This is a genomic window from Salipiger mangrovisoli, from assembly GCF_015223355.1.
Taxonomy (GTDB): Bacteria; Pseudomonadota; Alphaproteobacteria; order Rhodobacterales; family Rhodobacteraceae; genus Salipiger; species Salipiger mangrovisoli.
In genome coordinates this window covers 34,137-51,083 of sequence record NZ_JADFFK010000023.1, presented here as the reverse complement: position 1 = coordinate 51,083, position 16,947 = coordinate 34,137, and the positions used below count along the sequence as shown (strand labels likewise).

Sequence of the window (16,947 nt, the reverse complement as noted above, 5' to 3'; positions counted from 1 at the left end):
AACTCTCCGCCGCACTCCGCCGCACTCTGCCCCACTCAGCCCCACCAGGGACCGTGGTGCACCGCCCTTCCATCGACCCGGTCAAAGCCGTGGCGGCCGAAGAAATCGCGCTGCGCCTGGATCAGCGCCGCCGTGCCGCGCGGCTGGCGCAGCGTGTCCCAGAAGGCCAGCGCCGAGGCGAGCACCGGCAGCGGGTAGCCCGCCGCGATACCCTCGGACACCAGCTGCCGCAGCGCCGGAATGCCGCGCTCCAGCACCGGCGCGAAGCGCGGCGCAAGGAAAAGCTGCCGCTCGGGCGGGCCATCGCGGAAGGCGGCCGAGATGTCGTCGAGCAGCCGCGCGCGGATGATGCAGCCAGCGCGCCAGATCTCGGCGATGCGGGCGAAGTCGAGCTGCCAGCCGTATTCGGCCGAGGCCGCATCGAGGATGCGGAAGCCCTGCGCGTATTCCAGGATGCGCGCCGCCAGCAGCGCCGCTTCCAGCTCTCCCATGTCCGGCGCAAGGGCCGCCCGGTCCGCGCCGAGCGCCGCCCCCGCCACCTCGCGCAGCGCCTTCTCGGCCGACCACGCGCGCGCGGCCACGGCGCCCTCGATCATCGTCGCGGACTGGCCCAGCTTGACCGCCTCGATCGCGGTCCAGCGGCCGGTGCCCTTCTGCCCGGCCCTGTCGAGGATGGCATCGACCATCGGCCCCGCGCCGAGCGGGTCGTCGTAGGAGAGCACCTTTCCGGTGATCTCGAAGAGGTAGCTTTCCAGCGGGCCGTCGTTCCAGCGCGCGAACTGCGCGCCGATCTCGGCGGGCGAAAGCCCCGCGCCGTGGCGCAGCAGGTCGTAGACCTCGGCGATCATCTGCATGTCGGCATATTCGATGCCGTTGTGCACCGTCTTGACGAAATGCCCGGCCCCGTCCGGCCCCATGCGGTCGGCGCAGGGCGCGCCCTCGAACGTGGCGGCGATCTTCGACAGGATCGGCTCGAGCCCGGACCAGCTTTCCTCCGAGCCGCCGAACATCATCGACGGGCCGTGCCGCGCCCCCTCCTCGCCGCCCGAGACGCCGAGCCCGACGAAGTGCAGCCCATGCTCGGCCAGCCGCGCGCTGCGGGCGCGGGTGGAGTGGAAATCGGCGTTGCCCGCGTCGATGACCGTGTCACCCTCCGCCAAAAGCGGGATCACCTGATCGAGGAACCCGTCCATCGGTGCCGTCGAGGGGATCATCGCCAGCAGCAGCCGCGGCACCGGCAGCGTCTCGATCAGCGCCTCCAGGGTGTCCACCGCGGTGACGTGGTCCGCGAAAGGTTCGGCGCGCGTCATGAACTCCGCAATCGGCCCCGCGCTGCGGTTCGAGACCGCGATCTCGATGCCGTTGTCGGCCATGTTGAGCGCCAGCGCGGCCCCCATCGTGCCCAATCCGTAAATGCCGATCTGCGGGTCTGCCATGGAAGCCTCCTGTGGGTGTGCCGCGGAAGGTAGCGATAACATCGCGAGAGGCAAGCCTGTGTCGCCCTCCCTGCCGCGCACAAGCGCCGTGCGGCGCTCGCGCATCCGGTGCGGCTCGACCGAAACGACAAAAGCCGGACGCTGCCGCCCGGCTTCTTCTCTTTCCAAATATGCCGGGGGAGTCCGCCGCCAGGCGGGCGGGGGCAGCGCCCCCTCCCCGACCGGGTATCAGGTGTCGAGGCACCAGCGCATGATCGCCTTCTGCGCGTGCAGGCGGTTCTCTGCCTCGTCCCAGATCACCGACTGCGGCCCGTCCATCACCTCCGAGGTCACCTCCTCGCCGCGGTGCGCCGGCAGGCAGTGCATGAAGAGCGCGTCCTTGCCCGCGGCCTCCATCAGCGCCTCGTTCACCTGGTAGGGACGCAGCATGTTGTGGCGGCGCTCCTTGGCGGATTGCGCGTCATGCATCGACACCCAGGTGTCGGCGACGATGAGATCCGCGCCCTCGACCGCCTTGTAGGGGTCGCGCTCGATGGTGATGCTGGCGCCCTCGTTGCGTGCCAGGCCGACAAACTCCATCTCGGGGTCGAGCTGCACCGGGCCGGTGAAGGTCAGGTCGAAGCCGAAGCGCCCGGCGGCATGCAGGAAGGACGCGCAGACATTGTTGCCGTCGCCGCACCAGACCACCTTCTTGCCCTTGATCGGGCCGCGGTGCTCCTCGAAGGTGAGGATGTCCGCCATGATCTGGCACGGGTGCGTGCGGTCGGTCAGACCGTTGATCACCGGCACGGTGGCGAATTCCGCCATCTCGGTCAGCACCGCCTCGTCGAAGGTGCGGATCATGATCATGTCGACGAAGCGCGACAGCACCCGCGCGGTGTCGGCGATGGTCTCGCCGTGGCCAAGCTGCATGTCGCTGCCCGAGAGCACCATGGTCTGCCCGCCCATCTGCCGCACGCCGACGTCGAAGGACACGCGGGTCCGGGTCGAGGGCTTCTCGAAGATCAGCGCAACCATGCGTCCATCGAGCGGGGTGTCATCGTCGGGCATGGCCTTGGGTCGGCCGTTGCGGCGGTCCTTGATCGCCTTGGCGCTGTCGATGATCGCCCGCAGCTCTGCCGGGTCGGTTTTGTGGATGTCGAGAAAATGGTTCATCTGTCGGTCTTTTTTGTTGGGCCGGGGTGGGGGCGCTGCCCCCGCCCGCCTGCGGCGGGCTCCCCCGGGATATTTTTGCCTAGAAGAAACTCAGGCGGCGGCCTCCAGCGCGGCGGCCGTGGCGTCGAGGCGCGCGACCGCCTCGGCGATCTCCTCCTCGGTGATGGTCAGCGGCGGCAGGAGCCGCACGACATTGTCCGCCGCGGGCACGGTGATCACCAGTTGCGCGTAGCCGGCCTTGACGAAATCGGCCGGGGCGACCTTGGTCTTGAGGCCGATCATCAGCCCGGTGCCGCGCACCTCCTCGAAGATGTCCGGATGCGCCGCAACGAGGCCCTCGAGCTTCTGGCGCAGCGCGCCGGCCTTGCGGCTCACCTCCTCGAGGAAACCCTCGCCGGTCAGCACATCCATCACCGCGCCGCCAACGGCGCAGCCGAGCGGGTTGCCGCCATAGGTCGAGCCGTGGGTGCCGACGGTCATGCCCGAGGCGGCCTCCTCGGTGGCCAGCACCGCGCCGAGCGGGAAGCCGCCGCCGATGCCCTTGGCAACCATCATGATGTCGGGGGCGATGCCCGCGAACTCATGCGCGAAGAGGCGCCCGGTGCGGCCCATGCCACATTGCACCTCGTCAAGGATCAGCAGGATGTGCTTGTCGTCGCAAAGCTTGCGCAGCGCCTTGAGGTGGTCGTCGGGCAGCGGGCGGATGCCGCCCTCGCCCTGGATCGGCTCGATCAGGATGGCGCCGGTGTGCTCGTCGATGGCCGCCTCGATCGCATCCATGTCACCGAAGGGCAGATGCTTGAAGCCGGGCAGGATCGGCCCGAAACCCTTGACCATCTTCTCGGAGCCCGCCGCGGCGATGCCCGCCGAGGAGCGGCCGTGGAACGAGCCGGTGAAGGCGATGATGTCGGTCTTCTCGGGCTGGCCTTTCTCGTACCAGTACTTGCGCGCCATCTTCACCGCGAGCTCGCAGGCCTCTGTGCCGGAATTGGTGAAGAACACCGTGTCGGCGAAGGTGGCACCGACCAGCTTGTCGGCCAGCGCCTGCTGCTGCGGGATCTCGTAGAGGTTCGAGACGTGCCAGAGGTTCTGTGCCTGCTCGGTCAGCGCCGCCACCAGCGCCGGATGCGCATGGCCGAGCGCGTTCACCGCGATGCCGCTGCCGAGGTCGAGAAATCGGCGGCCGTCCTCTTCGATCAGCCAGCAGCCTTCCCCCTTCACGAAATGAAGCGGGGCGCGCGAATAGGTCGGCAGGACGGAGGGGATCATGGAGGCTTCCTCTGCAATGAGGCCCGATTGGTGCCAAGGGCATGGGGCCAAGTCAAGTTTTCAAAGGGGATGTGTGACGCACAAACGATCGGACGCGCCCGAAAGGGGCGCTGCAGGAAGAGCTCAGGCTCGTCGGATTCGGATCGCTTGCGTCATGCGCAGGCTCTTGCCGGGTTTCCCCGCGTAAATCAAGCACCTTGCGCGGCTCACGCCGCAAAGGGATCCTCGGGGTAGCCGACACCCATAAGGTAGAGCCCATCCGGCGGGCAAACCGGCCCGCAGGCGGCGCGGTCGGCGGCCTCGAGCGCCGCTTTCACATCCGAGGGCGCCCAGCTGCCCGCGCCGACCCGCTCGAGCGTGCCGACGATCGAGCGCACCTGGTTGTGCAGGAAGCTGCGGGCGCGCAGGTGGAAATGGTATTCCGTACCCGCCCCGGTCTCGACCTCCTCGATGCGGCATTCGTCCAGCGTCTTCACCGGCGAGGCGGCCTGGCACATGGTCGAGCGGAAGGTGGTGAAGTCGTGCAACCCGATGAGATGCGTCGCAGCGTCGCGCATCGCCGTGAGCGACAGCGGGGTCATCACCCGCCAGACCTGCCCCTTTTCCAGCGTCGAGGGCGCGCGGCGCACCAGCACCCGGAAAAGGTAGCGCCGCTCCGTCGCCGAGAAGCGCGCGTGCCAGTCGCCGTCGACCGCCGCGCAGGCGCGGATCGCCACCGGCGCGGGCTTGAGGTGGAAGTTCAGCGCCTCGCCGAGACGGAAGGGATCCCAGTCCTTCTCCATGTCGCAATGGGCAACCTGCCCGCGGGCGTGCACCCCGGCATCGGTGCGCCCGGCGGCGGCGATGGTGTGCTCGCGCGTCTCGAGTTTGCCGAGGGCAGCTTCGATCGCCCCCTGTACGGAGGGCTGATCCGCCTGACGCTGCCAGCCCGCGAAGGGCCCGCCGTCATATTCCACCAAAAGCGCGTATCTGGGCATGGATGCCCCCTTAGCGCGCCGCCGCGCGCCCATCAATCCCCGCGGCTGCCCCGACCTTCTTCTAGGTTCAAATATCCCGGGGTGAATTCGCCGCAGGCGAAGAGGGGCAGCGCCCCTCGCTGCGCCCCGCGCCCGAGACGGGCACTGGCAACCCGGCCCCCGCGCCTCTATCTCTAGGGAAACGCAGAACGAGGGACGCCGCCTTGGTCATCGGAACCATCGCCGACACGCTCAGCCGCGGGGTCGGAAACGTCGCCGACACGCTGTCGGAAACCTTCTTCGAGCCGGTCGTGCGCCTCGGCGTGACCGGGCTGTCGCGCGCCGGCAAGACCGTCTTCATCACCTCGCTGGTCGCCAACCTGCTCGACCGCGGGCGGATGCCGCAGCTTGCCGCAGAAGCGGAATCGCGCATCCTCACCGCCTATCTCCAGCCGCAGCCCGACGACACCGTGGCGCGCTTCGACTACGAGACGCACCTTGCCGCGCTCACCGCGCGCGAGCCGCGCTGGCCCGAGAGCACCCGCGCCGTCTCCGAACTGCGGCTCTCGCTCAAGGTGCGGCCCACGGGGTTGCTGGCCGGGCTGCAGGGCCCGCGTACGATACATCTCGATATCGTCGATTATCCCGGCGAGTGGCTGCTCGATCTCGGCCTGCTCGAGCAGAGCTTCGAGCGTTGGAGCGAAACGACGCTGGCGCGCTTGCCGCAGCGGCCCGGATCGGAGGCTTTCCTCGGCCTGCTCGGAGGGATCGACCCGAACGCAGAGTTCGCCGAGCCGCAGGCCAAGGCGCTGGCCGAGGCTTTCACCGGCGCGCTGCATCAGGCGCGCGAGGCCGGGTTCTCGGACTGCACGCCTGGGCGTTTCCTGCTGCCCGGCGAGAAGGCGGGCAGCCCGGCGCTCACCTTCGCGCCGATGCGCAAGCCGGAAAATCCCGCGCGAAAGGCGCTCTGGCGCGAGATGGAGCGCCGCTTCGAGGCCTACAAGTCGCAGATCGTGAAGCCCTTCTTCCGCGACCACTTCTCGCGCATCGACCGGCAGATCGTGCTGGTGGACGCGCTGGGGGCCATTCACGCGGGTCCGCCGGCACTCGACGACCTGCGGCGCACCATGGCGGGCATCCTCGGGGCCTTCCGTCCCGGCTCGAACGCCTGGCTGACGCAGCTTCTGCGTGGGCGGCGGGTGGAGAAAATCCTCTTCGCCGCCACCAAGGCCGACCACCTGCACCATAGCCAGCACCCGCGGCTCACCGCGATCATGGAGGCGCTGACCCGCGAGGCGCGCGACCGGGCGCGCTTTGCCGGGGCCGAAACCGCGGCCATGTCGATCGCCGCGCTGCGCGCCACGGTGGAGCAGACGCTGCCGCACAATGGCGGAGAGCTTGACTGCGTGCGCGGCACGCTGCTGAACGCCGACGGCTCGCGCGGGAAGCAGGCGGCCTTCTACCCCGGCGCACTGCCCGAGGACCCGGCGCATCTGCTGACCCCGGCGCGCGAAGGCGCGACGGGCTGGCTCGATGCCGACTACGAGATCATGCGGTTCGCGCCCGCTCCGCTGACGTTGAAGCCCGGCGAGGGCCCGCCGCACATCCGGCTCGACCGCGCCGCGCAGTTCCTCTTCGGAGACAAGTTGTGAGCCCGCATCTGCGTCCTGCCCGCCCCACCGACGCCGGCAGCCTCGGTGCGATGATCACCGAGGCGGTCGCGGCGCATGACTGGAAGCCCGCGCTGCACAGCGGTGCCGAGGACATCGCCCATGCCGGCATGATGATCGAGCGCGGCTGGGTCACCGTGGCCGAGACCCGCGGCGGCGCGCTCCTGGGCTTCCTCGCCCGCGAGGACACCTACGTGCATGCACTTTTCGTCTCGCCCGCGGCGCAGGGGCGCGGCGTCGGATGGGCGCTGCTGGCGGATGCCCAGCGCGCGGCGCGCCGTCTGGAACTCTGGACCTTCGTCGCCAATGCCCGCGCCCAGCGCTTTTACGAGCGCGCGGGCTTCGCCGTGACCGGACGCGGCGACGGGTCTGCCAACGAGGAAGGCCTGCCGGATCTCTTCTACGTCTGGGAGCGCCCCACATCCCGCATCAAGGAGGCCCGCGCATGAGCGACCTGCCCCCCGGAGGCCCCCGCAAGCAGGGCCCGATCCTCTTCGACCTCGACGAGGCGCAGCCCACGATCACCCCTTCCGAGGCGCCGCCGGTGCCTGAACCGGATCTGCCCGGCCCGCAGGGACAGGCGATGACCACCGTCGCCGCGCTGGCGGCGCGCCGCCCCTCGAAGCTGGCGCGCTGGTTCTGGGCCCTCGCCGGCACGCTGATCTCGGCGCTGATCTCCATCGCCGCCTGGCGCTTCGCCACCGATCTCATCGCATCGGTGCCGCTGCTCGGGCTTGCGGTCTCGGTGCTGATGGGGCTGGTGGTGCTGGTCGGTCTTGCCATCGTGGTCAAGGAACTTGCCGCCATGTCGCGGCTGGCCAAGGTCGACGCGCTGCACCGCGCCGCCGATGCCGCCTTGGCCTCCGAGGACCTGAAAGCGGCGCGCAAGGTGGTGGACCAGCTCTCGAGCCTCTACGCCGGGCGCGAGGACACCCGCTGGGGCCGCGAGCGTCTGAAAGAGCGCGGTGCCGAGGTCTTCGACGCCTCGGGGCTGATCGGGCTGGCGGAAACCGAGCTGCTGGTGCCGCTCGATGCCGCCGCACGGCGCGAGGTCGAGGCCTCGGCGCGGCAGGTGGCGACGGTCACCGCGCTGGTGCCGCTGGCGCTGGCCGACGTGATCGCAGCGCTTTCCTCCAACCTGCGGATGATCCGCCGCATCGCCGAGATCTACGGCGGGCGCTCGGGCACGCTCGGCAGCTGGCGGCTGACTCGGGCGGTGATGTCGCATCTCGTGGCCACGGGCGCGGTGGCGGTAGGCGACGACATGCTCGAACCGGTGCTCGGCGGCGGCATCCTTGGCAAACTGTCGCGCCGCTTCGGCGAAGGGCTGGTGAACGGCGCACTGACGGCGCGCGTCGGCGTTGCGGCGATCGAGGTCTGCCGGCCCCTGCCCTTCGTCCAGCGCAAGCGCCCCTCGGTGCGCGAGATCATCCGCACCGCGCTGGCCGGTTTCGTGATCAGGGAGAACACCAAGGGGTGACCCCGTGCCACAGGCAGCGATCTGATCCGCGGCGGGTTGATCCGGGACAAGGCGCGCGGCGCACGGCGAGGTCAGGCTCGTGCCGCCGGCAGGAGCCTGGCCGATGGTCCGCCAGCCCGACCCCGCCAAGGATTTTCCCAAGCCGGGGGATCACGGCTTCCAGCGTGATGTGGTCTAAGGGGCGATCGATGGCTCGGTCACCACCTTTGCCATCGTCGCCGGGGTGGTGCCGATGCTGTCCCTCGTGCTGGCGCTCGAGAATGCGCTTGGCGTCGCGACGCGGCGCACCATGACGAGTTTCTTCGGCATCGGGGTCTAATCGGGGCCTACAAGCGCCGCGGGTCGCTCACGCCCCGGTGGCGCTCAGGGCTGGAAACGCTCGCCCTCGGCGGCATCGCCGCAGCAGGGACCTTTGCCGTGGGGCGCTGTTCACGTTGTGATGCAGCCCGAGCCTGGGCTGCCATCCGGAAGGCGATGCGCGGAAAAAGGGCGGCCAGTGCCGGTAAAGGAGCTTTCAGTCGGCACTGGCCAAAGGGGGTGCCCCCAAACCTGGGGCCGTTCATGAGAGGAAACCCTCGCCCGGACCATCCGTGAGTGGTAGCGGGTCCCCGTTTCAGGGGCGAGGGGTACAGCGCACCGGCCTTAATTGGCCGACGCGGGGGAAGGCAAAGCGGTTCTTGTCCCTCCACTTTGCCCCGTGACGGAGTTCTGGACCCCGCCTTCCGAGGGGACGGGGGACTCACCTACCCCGCCGACCCTCAGAGTTCCAATCCCGACCACCAGGCCGAGTATCAGCAGAACGGCGACCAGCAGACCGCCGGTGAGGGTTCCGGCCCCGCCGTAGGGATGCCGTTCCGCCAAATCCATCTTGGGCTCGGAACGCAACGTTGAGCCATAGGAGCCGCTGTGACGCAGCTCGGTATCACGATAGGCCATAAAGCCTCCACGAGTTCGGAGTGCGCACGCCGGGTACGGTTGAGTGTGGGAGGGGCGTGGCATTTGCAGAAATAAACCTCATTTGCTGGCCAAGGTCGCCTGCAATCCCCGCGGCCCCGGCTTACCGGCGCGCTGCCGCCAGATACGGCAACCGCATTGGCCGATCCCCGCCACCGCACCCGCGCACCGGCGGCGGTGCGCCGTTTTCGCGCCACCTTCGAGGTGGAATTCCGCGCATTGCCGCCTCGGCAGGCACCCCTCCGCAACCACTGGACCATCGCGAGTCGGATGCCTATAAGGCGCGCATGATGCCCCGCAATGCGATCATCATTCGAATTACATGCCCGGCGCTCTGACCTCTAGAGCCGCCGGGACAAGGCGTATGGACCGCCGCGCCGACCTTTCTCAGACATCTCCGACATAATTTCCGGGACCGCAGAACATGTGCGCCGACACCACCCCCCAGACGCCTGACTACAAGGACACGCTGAACCTTCCGCAAACCGAGTTCCCGATGCGCGCGGGCCTGCCCAAGCGCGAGCCCGAGTGGCTGGAACGCTGGGCGAAGATCGGCGTCTACGACCGCCTTCGCGACAAGGCCGCGGACGGCGCGCGCACGCCCTTCACGCTGCACGACGGCCCGCCCTACGCCAACGGCCACCTGCACATCGGCCACGCGCTGAACAAGACGATCAAGGACATGATCGTCCGCTCGCACCAGATGATGGGCCATGACGCGCGCTACGTGCCGGGCTGGGACTGCCACGGCCTGCCGATCGAATGGAAGATCGAGGAGCAGTACCGCGCCAAGGGCAAGAACAAGGACGAGGTGCCGATCATCGACTTCCGGCAGGAATGCCGCAAGTTCGCCGAAGGCTGGGTCGACATCCAGCGCGAGGAATTCAAGCGCCTCGGCATCACCGGCAACTGGGACGATCCCTACCTCACCATGGCCTTCCACGCCGAGCGCGTGATCGCCGAGGAATTCATGAAGTTCCTGATGACCGGCACGCTCTACCAGGGCTCGAAGCCGGTCATGTGGTCGCCGGTCGAGAAGACCGCGCTGGCCGAGGCCGAGATCGAGTACCACGACCACAAGTCGCACACGATCTGGGTGCCGTTCAAAATCGTCTCGGGCGGGCACATCGCGCTGCCGCAGGGCGAGGATGACGATTACGCCGGGGCCGACACCGAGCTGCTGGCCGAGGCGCTGCACCAGGCCCGCGTGGTGATCTGGACCACCACCCCCTGGACCATCCCCTCGAACAAGGCCGTCGCCTTCAACCCCTCGATCGAATACGGGCTCTACGAGGTCACCGCGACCCCCGAGGAGTCCTGGGTGTCGGTCGGTGATCTCTACGTCGTGGCCGACAAGCTGGCCGGCGACGTGTTCAAGGCCGCCCGCCTCGCGCCCGAGATGTTCACCCGCAAGCGCGGCGTCTCGGCGGAAGAGCTGTCGAGCCTCACCCTCGCCCACCCCTTCGCCGGCCTTGAGGGCGCCGAGGGCTTCTGGGACTACGAGGTGCCGATGATCGACGGCGAGCACGTGACCGATGACGCGGGCACGGGCTTCGTGCACACCGCGCCCAGCCACGGCGCCGACGACTACGAGTGCTTCGTCAAGCGCAACTGGATCGACCGGATGACCCACAACGTCGGCGAGGACTCCGAGTTCCTGCCGCATGTGCCGTTCTTCGCCGGGCTGACCGTGTTCGATCACAAGGGCAAGGAAGGCAAGGCCAACGCCGCCGTGATCGACAAGCTGGTCGGGGCCCGCGGCATCATCGCCCGCGGCCGCGTCACCCACTCCTACCCGCACAGCTGGCGCTCGAAGGCGCCGGTGATCTTCCGCAACACGCCGCAGTGGTTCGCCTCGATCGACCGCGACGTGAACGACGGCCAAGACGAGAACGGCACCACCATCCGCCAGCGCGCCCTCACCTGCATCGACCAGGTGAAATGGACGCCGCAGTCGGGCCGCAACCGGCTTTACTCGATGATGGAAGCCCGCCCCGACTGGGTGCTGTCGCGCCAGCGCGCCTGGGGCGTGCCGCTGACCTGCTTCACCAGAAAGGGCGCCCTGCCCACCGACGCGGACTTCCTGCTGCGCGATCCGGCGGTCAACGCCCGCATCGGCGAGGCCTTCGAGGCCGAGGGTGCCGATTGCTGGTACGCCGAGGGCGCCAAGGAGCGCTTCCTCGGGGCCGAGTACAACGCCGATGAGTGGGAGCAGGTCTACGACGTGCTCGACGTCTGGTTCGACTCTGGCTCGACCCATGCCTTCGTGCTGCGCGACCGCGCCGACGGCACCAAGGACGGCATCGCCGACGTCTACATGGAAGGCACCGACCAGCACCGCGGCTGGTTCCACAGCTCGCTGCTACAATCGGTCGGCACCACCGGCCATGCGCCCTATCGCAACGTCGTCACCCACGGCTTCACGCTGGACGAGAAGGGCAACAAGATGTCCAAATCGCTCGGCAACACCATCGTGCCGGACGAGGTGATCAAGCAGTATGGCGCCGACATCCTGCGCCTTTGGGTCGCCCAGACCGACTACACCGCCGACCAGCGGATCGGGCCGGAGATCCTCAAGGGCGTCGCCGACAGCTACCGCCGCCTGCGCAACACCATGCGCTTCATGCTCGGCGCGCTCGGCCACTTCGAAGAGAGCGACCGGGTCGAAGCGGCGGACATGCCGGAACTCGAGCGCTGGGTGCTGCACCGCCTTGCCGAGCTCGACGACGTCGTGCGCGAGGGCTACCGCAGCTTCGACTTCCAGCACGTGTTCCAGCAGGTCTTCACCTTCTGCACCGTGGATCTGTCGGCCTTCTACTTCGACATCCGCAAGGACGCGCTCTACTGCGACGGCGACACCGCCCGCCGCAAGGCCGCGCGCACCGTCATGGACCTGCTGTTCCACCGGCTGACCACATGGCTCGCGCCGGTGCTTCCGTTCACCATGGAAGACGTCTGGCTCGACCGCTTCCCCGGCGAGGACAGCTCGGTGCACCTGATGGACTTCCCCGAGACCCCGGCCGAGTGGCGCGATGCCGTGCTGGCCGAGAAATGGGGCAAGGTGCGCCTCGCCCGCCGCGCGGTGACCGCAGCGCTGGAACTGCAACGCACCGACAAGGTCATCGGCGCCTCGCTCGAGGCATCGCCGGTGGTGCATGTCGAGGATGCGGCGATGCTGGAAGCGCTGAAGACCGTCGCCTTCGAGGACATCTGCATCACCTCCGAGGTGTCGCTGACCGCCGATCCGGCCCCGGCCGAAGCCTTCCGCATGGCCGACGTGCCGGGCGTGGGCGTGGTCTTCGAGAAGGCCGAGGGCGAGAAATGCCAGCGTTGCTGGAAGATCCTGCCGGACGTCGGCACCCACAGCCACCCCGCCACCTGCGCGCGCTGCGACGCGGCCCTGGGGTAAGACGGAGCGGCCCTGCCCCGCGGCGCTGTGACGGCGCGGGCTGCAGGGGACTCCGTGAAGAAAAGGAAGGGCCGGGGCAGGCATTGCCCCGGCCCTTTGCTCTTGCCCGGCGGCCTCAGGCCCCGCCGGGCGCGTCCCCGGCCCCGCGCAGCTGCGCGGCGATCGCGCCCTTGTCGATCACCGACCAGACCTCGGCAATCCGCCCGTCGCGAACCCGGTAGAAGACGTTCTCGGCGAACCGCACGCGGCGTCCGTTCACCGGCAGGTCGAAAAGCGTGCCGACCGGGGTGCAGTCGAAGTCAAGCCGGCTGGCGATCTGCGGCGGATCGCAGGCAAGCAGGGCAATCTTGAACGCGAGGTCCGGGATCGCCTCGAAATCGCGCTCGAGCATGTCCCGGTAGCCCGCAAGGCCGATCCGAGCGCCGTTGTATTCGACCGTTTCCGCGACGAACTCGCCAAGCCGCGGCCAGTCCTGCCGGTTCAGGCACGCGATATAGCCGCGATAGACCCCAGCCAGTTCTTCGGATGTCATATGTCGATGCTCCCCCTGCCGAACTGCGGCGGAGCCTAGCGCGTCGCGACGGGCCGGCAACGCAAAAAGGGCGCCCGAACCGGGTGCCCCCTGCCACTCTTGCCGCCCGCGTTCAGCGGGTCGGGATGCTGACGCGCAGCTGCACCGTCTCGACGCCGGGGTTCTCGTCGTAGATATCCCAGTTCGAGCGGTGGTCGTAGCTCAGGCCGACTCGCCAGCCGCGGCTGGTCTCGTAGCCCAGCTCGATTCCCGAGCGAAACTCGATCGGACCGCCCAGGTCGAAACCGTCGTTGTTGAAATAGAGCCCCGGCATGGCGTGCAGCTCGGCGTAGAACGGGCTGTACCCGATGTTGGTGCCATAGGTCGCGCCGTAGCCGACCCAGCCCTCGCCGTCCTCGCTCACCGAAATGCCCATGGTCTGGCCGAAGGGGCCGAACTTGCGCCCCAGATCGTAGCGAAGATAGGCCTCGCCCTTTGCTTCGGCTTCACGATCGACCCATTGACCCAGAGAGAAAGCGACGCGCGACCGCGTCTCGTTCGGACCAAGACAGCCGTCCGCCGTACCGCAGTAGTTCATGCCCATGTCGGTAAGACCACCGATCAGCATCAGCACCGCGAAGGTTCCGTTTGCCATTCTGCTCTCCTGTCTGCCCCGGCGCTTGACGCGCCGTCCGTTGATGGCGTTTGCATGGCGCAGGATTGCCCTCCTGTCCACCCGGAGCGCGGCTCCGGAGATGCGGCGCATCCAATCGGCAACAGGCGTCTACAGCGGCAGGCGCGCCAGAAGCCCCTCCGCGGCCAGTTCGACAAGATCGAGCGTGCCGTCGAAATCGCGCGTGTAATAGGGATCAGGCACCTCGGAAGCGCCGATTTCCGGCGCATAATCGGTGAACAGCGCCAGCGCCGCCTTGCTGCCGTCGGGCCGGAGCGCCAGCAGGTTGGACATGTTCGCACCATCCATGCCGACGATCAAATCGAAGTGATGAAAGTCCTCGGGCGACACCTGCCGGGCGCGGAGCCCCGAAAGATCGTAGCCCCGCGCCTTGGCGGCCCGCTGCATCGGGCCATAGGGCGGCTCGCCGACGTGCCAGTCCCCCGTTCCCGCGCTGTCGATCTCGAGCGGCAGACCGCGCTGCTCGGCCTTCGCGCGCAGCACCCCCTCGGCCGAGGGGGAGCGGCAGATATTGCCCAGACAGACAAAGAGGATACGGTAGGTCATGCGGGTCTCCTTCGGGGTCCGTGATACCGCGACGCCGCCGGCGGGCAAAGCCCCCGGCGCGCCACCCGACACAGCGAGGGGCCATGTCCGCACAGCGCAGCACCGCAGAGAAGATCGTTATCCTAACCGGGGCCGGGATTTCCGCCGAAAGCGGGCTGGGCACCTTCCGCGACGAGGGCGGGCTCTGGGCGCAGCACCGGATCGAGGACGTGGCGACGCCGGAGGGGTTCGCCCGCAATCCGAAGCTGGTGCATGACTTCTACAACGCGCGCCGCGCGCAGGCCGCCGTGGCCACGCCCAACGCCGCCCATTCCGCTCTGGCCCGCCTGCAACGCGACCATCCCGGCGAGGTGATCCTCGTGACCCAGAATGTCGACGGGCTGCACGAAAAGGCCGGAGCCACGGCGCTCCACATGCACGGCGTGCTGGACGGGGCGCTCTGCGCCGCCTGTGGCGGCCGGTGGACGGCACCTCTGGTCATGTCGCCGTCCGGGGTCTGCCCGCATTGCGACCGCCCCGCGACCCGCCCAGACATCGTCTGGTTCGGCGAGATGCCCTATTTCATGGACGAGATCGCCGAGCACCTCGAAACCTGCGACCTCTTCGCCGCCATCGGCACCTCGGGACAGGTCTACCCGGCCGCCGGATTCGTGCAGGAGGCTGCCTATGCCGGCGCGCATACGGTCGAACTCAACCTCAGCGACAGCGACACGTCGCGCAGTTTCGCCGAGCATCGCGTCGGCCCCGCCAGCCGCATCGTGCCGCAGTGGGTCGAGGAAATTCTCGCCGCCAAAGCCTAGCGGTCGAGGTCCACCGGCACCTCGAGGCGAATCTCTCCCGCCCGCTCGAAGGTCAGTACGAGACCCACCGTCGCCCCCTGCTCCATCGGCCGGGTCAGCCCCATCAGCATGATGTGGTCGCCGCCGCGAGCGAACGCATGGTCGCTCCCGGCGGGAATCAGCACGCCCTCGGCGTGCCCCTGCATGGAGACCACCCCGTTCGCGCCCTCGGAACTGCCGTGCAGCATGGTCTTCGCGGCGCTCTCGGAACTGGCCGCGATCAGCCGGTCATCCTCGGGGCCGTCGTTGCGCACCTGCATGTAGACCGCAGCGCTCGCGGCAGAGGGCATCGCGGCGCGCGCATAGGCGTCCTCGATGACGATATCCGCATGCACCTGCGCGGCTGTGGACAGCCCCAGCGCGATCATCAAAGCAAACTTCAGGCCCATGCTCAGCTCCTCTCCCCAAGTGAAGGTAATCCCTCGGAATTCGTGGACCATCCACAGGGCTACCGCAAGGGCATGCCCTGGGGATATCTCACCGAACAGTGCCGCGGCGCAGAAAATCAGATAAGCATCAAGTAGATGAAAACAAAAGAAAACAGCCCCGGAGCAGGCTGCTCCGGGGCTGTGGAAATCTCTGTGGGCAGGATCAGGCCTGAGCGGCCTGTGCCTTCGCGATTTCTTTCTTCACTTTCAGGGCATTGGCGCTGAGTTCGACGTCCTTCGCCTTGGCGAGGAACTTGTCGAGGCCACCACGGTGGTCGACCGAACGCAGGGCCGAAGCCGAGATGCGCAGTTTGACGCCGCGGCCGAGGGTCTCGGACTGCAGGGTCACATCATTCAGGTTCGGCAGAAAGCGACGCTTGGTCTTGTTGTTGGCGTGGCTCACGTTGTGGCCCGTCATCGGGCCTTTGCCGGTCAGTTCGCATACGCGCGACATTGGGTCCATTCCTTCATGTCTCGGGGCGAAAGCGGGCCTTCCGCCAATATCAAAGGGCGCCGCTTGCACAGCGCCCGGAATCTGGTCGGGCTTCTCTAGCTCCAAGCCCCATCGGAGTCAAGAGCCCTTCCCGGCAAAGCCCGGAAGATAGGTGCGGAGGATTTCCTCGGCGGCGCGGGCGGGGCTCAGTCCGCCCTGCTCGACCTGCCCCGCCAGCGCTGCCATGGCCCCGCGGACCGGTTCCTGCCGCAGCCGCGCGAGCAGCCCCTCGCGCACCTCCGCCTCGAACCAGTGCCGTGCCTGCTCGGCCCGCCGGGCGGCGAACTGGCCGCTCTCGCGCCGCCAGCCGACCAGCGCCTGCATCTCCTCCCAGGCCTTTGACAGCCCCGCCTCCTCCAGCGCCGAGACGGTCAGCGCCTTGGGAAAACCCTCGGGGTCCTGCGGGCGCTTGCGCAGGAGCCGCAGAGCCCCGGCGTAATCCGCGCAGGTGCGGGTCGCGGCGCCCTTCAGCTCGCCGTCGGCCTTGTTGACGAGGATGATGTCGGCGCTCTCCATGATGCCGCGCTTGACGCCCTGCAACTCGTCGCCGCCGGCGGGGGCCAGCAGCAGCAGGAAGAGATCGGACATCTCGGCCACCATGGTCTCGGACTGGCCCACCCCCACGGTCTCGATCAGGATCACGTCGAAGCCCGCCGCCTCGCAAAGACCGATCGCCTCGCGCGTGCGCCGCGCGACGCCGCCGAGCTGCGACTGCGCCGGCGAGGGCCGGATGAAGGCGTTGGGCTCGCGCGACAGCCGCTCCATGCGGGTCTTGTCGCCAAGAATAGACCCGCCCGAGCGCGCCGAGGAGGGATCGACGGCCAGCACCGCCACCTTCAGACCCTGCGCGGCGAGCATCATGCCGAAGGCCTCGATGAAGGTGGACTTGCCCACCCCCGGCGTGCCCGAGAGGCCAATCCGCAGCCCCTCGCGCCCCGCCCCGCGCAGCCGGTCGAGCAGCGCCATCGCCTGCGCCCGGTGGTCGGCGCGCGCGCTTTCCACAAGCGTGATCGCCCGCGCCAGCGCGCGGCGTTCGCCGGCCTCGATGCGTGCCGCCAGGTCCTCGATATCCATGCCACCTCGCTTCAGTTGCCCCGATTTGCGCCG

General features: G+C 68.5%; 16 protein-coding genes. 5 read left to right on the top strand and 11 right to left on the bottom strand.

Annotation, left to right across the window (positions count from 1 at the left end; all coding sequences use genetic code 11):
• Positions 1-35: 35 nt before the first annotated feature.
• The 4 genes from gndA to truA all read right to left on the bottom strand — a co-directional run bounded on the left by gndA (position 36) and on the right by truA (position 4,837).
• Positions 36-1,436 carry an NADP-dependent phosphogluconate dehydrogenase gene (gene gndA, locus IQ782_RS23860; protein WP_194137179.1) on the bottom strand — a complete coding sequence of 467 codons (1,401 nt, stop codon included), beginning with the start codon at positions 1,434-1,436 and terminating at the stop codon, positions 36-38.
• 228 nt (positions 1,437-1,664) lie between these two features.
• Positions 1,665-2,591 (bottom strand): ornithine carbamoyltransferase, encoded by a 927-nt coding sequence (gene argF / locus IQ782_RS23855; RefSeq protein WP_194137178.1) that lies wholly within the window; start codon positions 2,589-2,591, stop codon positions 1,665-1,667.
• Between the two features lie 90 nt (positions 2,592-2,681).
• Positions 2,682-3,860, bottom strand: coding sequence for an aspartate aminotransferase family protein (locus tag IQ782_RS23850; protein WP_194137177.1), 1,179 nt, complete (start codon positions 3,858-3,860; stop codon positions 2,682-2,684).
• Positions 3,861-4,066: 206 nt separating this feature from the next.
• Positions 4,067-4,837, bottom strand: coding sequence for a tRNA pseudouridine(38-40) synthase TruA (gene truA, locus IQ782_RS23845; RefSeq protein WP_194137176.1), 771 nt, complete (start codon positions 4,835-4,837; stop codon positions 4,067-4,069).
• 203 nt (positions 4,838-5,040) lie between these two features.
• On the opposite strand from truA, the gene IQ782_RS23840 reads away from it, so the two are divergent.
• From IQ782_RS23840 to IQ782_RS23830, 3 genes are read left to right on the top strand one after another with little or no spacing between them, the layout of a single operon-like run.
• Complete coding sequence (locus tag IQ782_RS23840; protein WP_194137175.1) at positions 5,041-6,468, top strand: YcjX family GTP-binding protein; 1,428 nt, start codon at positions 5,041-5,043, stop codon at positions 6,466-6,468.
• The gene (locus IQ782_RS23835) at positions 6,465-6,935 is read left to right on the top strand and encodes a GNAT family N-acetyltransferase (protein ID WP_194137174.1); all 471 of its coding nucleotides are present in this window, start codon (positions 6,465-6,467) and stop codon (positions 6,933-6,935) included. Before IQ782_RS23840 ends, IQ782_RS23835 begins: the two co-directional genes overlap by 4 nt.
• Entirely contained in the window at positions 6,932-7,966 is a 1,035-nt protein-coding gene (locus IQ782_RS23830; RefSeq protein ID WP_194137173.1) for a YcjF family protein, read from the top strand. Before IQ782_RS23835 ends, IQ782_RS23830 begins: the two co-directional genes overlap by 4 nt.
• Positions 7,967-8,140: 174 nt before the next feature.
• Here the strand turns inward: IQ782_RS23830 and IQ782_RS30235 are convergent, their stop codons facing one another.
• Positions 8,141-8,275 carry a hypothetical protein gene (locus IQ782_RS30235; RefSeq protein WP_277347899.1) on the bottom strand — a complete coding sequence of 45 codons (135 nt, stop codon included), beginning with the start codon at positions 8,273-8,275 and terminating at the stop codon, positions 8,141-8,143.
• A 1,069-nt stretch (positions 8,276-9,344) separates the two neighbouring features.
• Between IQ782_RS30235 and ileS the strand changes: the two genes are divergently transcribed.
• Positions 9,345-12,329 (top strand): isoleucine--tRNA ligase, encoded by a 2,985-nt coding sequence (gene ileS / locus IQ782_RS23825; RefSeq protein WP_194137172.1) that lies wholly within the window; start codon positions 9,345-9,347, stop codon positions 12,327-12,329.
• 115 nt (positions 12,330-12,444) lie between these two features.
• On the opposite strand, the gene IQ782_RS23820 is transcribed toward ileS, so the two are convergent.
• The 3 genes from IQ782_RS23820 to IQ782_RS23810 all read right to left on the bottom strand — a co-directional run bounded on the left by IQ782_RS23820 (position 12,445) and on the right by IQ782_RS23810 (position 14,080).
• The gene (locus IQ782_RS23820) at positions 12,445-12,861 is read right to left on the bottom strand and encodes an ester cyclase (protein WP_194137171.1); all 417 of its coding nucleotides are present in this window, start codon (positions 12,859-12,861) and stop codon (positions 12,445-12,447) included.
• 112 nt (positions 12,862-12,973) lie between these two features.
• Entirely contained in the window at positions 12,974-13,495 is a 522-nt protein-coding gene (locus tag IQ782_RS23815) for an acyloxyacyl hydrolase (RefSeq protein WP_194137170.1), read from the bottom strand.
• 129 nt (positions 13,496-13,624) lie between these two features.
• Positions 13,625-14,080 (bottom strand): low molecular weight protein-tyrosine-phosphatase, encoded by a 456-nt coding sequence (locus IQ782_RS23810; RefSeq protein WP_194137169.1) that lies wholly within the window; start codon positions 14,078-14,080, stop codon positions 13,625-13,627.
• Between the two features lie 83 nt (positions 14,081-14,163).
• Between IQ782_RS23810 and IQ782_RS23805 the strand changes: the two genes are divergently transcribed.
• Positions 14,164-14,880: an NAD-dependent deacylase gene (locus IQ782_RS23805; RefSeq protein WP_194137168.1), complete on the top strand. Its 717-nt coding sequence runs from the start codon at positions 14,164-14,166 to the stop codon at positions 14,878-14,880.
• Here the strand turns inward: IQ782_RS23805 and IQ782_RS23800 are convergent.
• From IQ782_RS23800 to meaB, 3 genes are all read right to left on the bottom strand, one after another.
• Positions 14,877-15,308 (bottom strand): copper chaperone PCu(A)C, encoded by a 432-nt coding sequence (locus IQ782_RS23800; RefSeq protein WP_194137167.1) that lies wholly within the window; start codon positions 15,306-15,308, stop codon positions 14,877-14,879. The two genes, IQ782_RS23805 and IQ782_RS23800, sit on opposite strands and share 4 nt — an antisense overlap.
• A 202-nt stretch (positions 15,309-15,510) precedes the next feature.
• Entirely contained in the window at positions 15,511-15,801 is a 291-nt protein-coding gene (gene rpmB, locus IQ782_RS23795; protein ID WP_092429714.1) for a 50S ribosomal protein L28, read from the bottom strand.
• 117 nt (positions 15,802-15,918) lie between these two features.
• A complete protein-coding gene (meaB, locus tag IQ782_RS23790; RefSeq protein ID WP_194137166.1) occupies positions 15,919-16,914 on the bottom strand; it encodes a methylmalonyl Co-A mutase-associated GTPase MeaB in 996 nt (331 codons plus the stop codon).
• Positions 16,915-16,947: the final 33 nt, after the last annotated feature.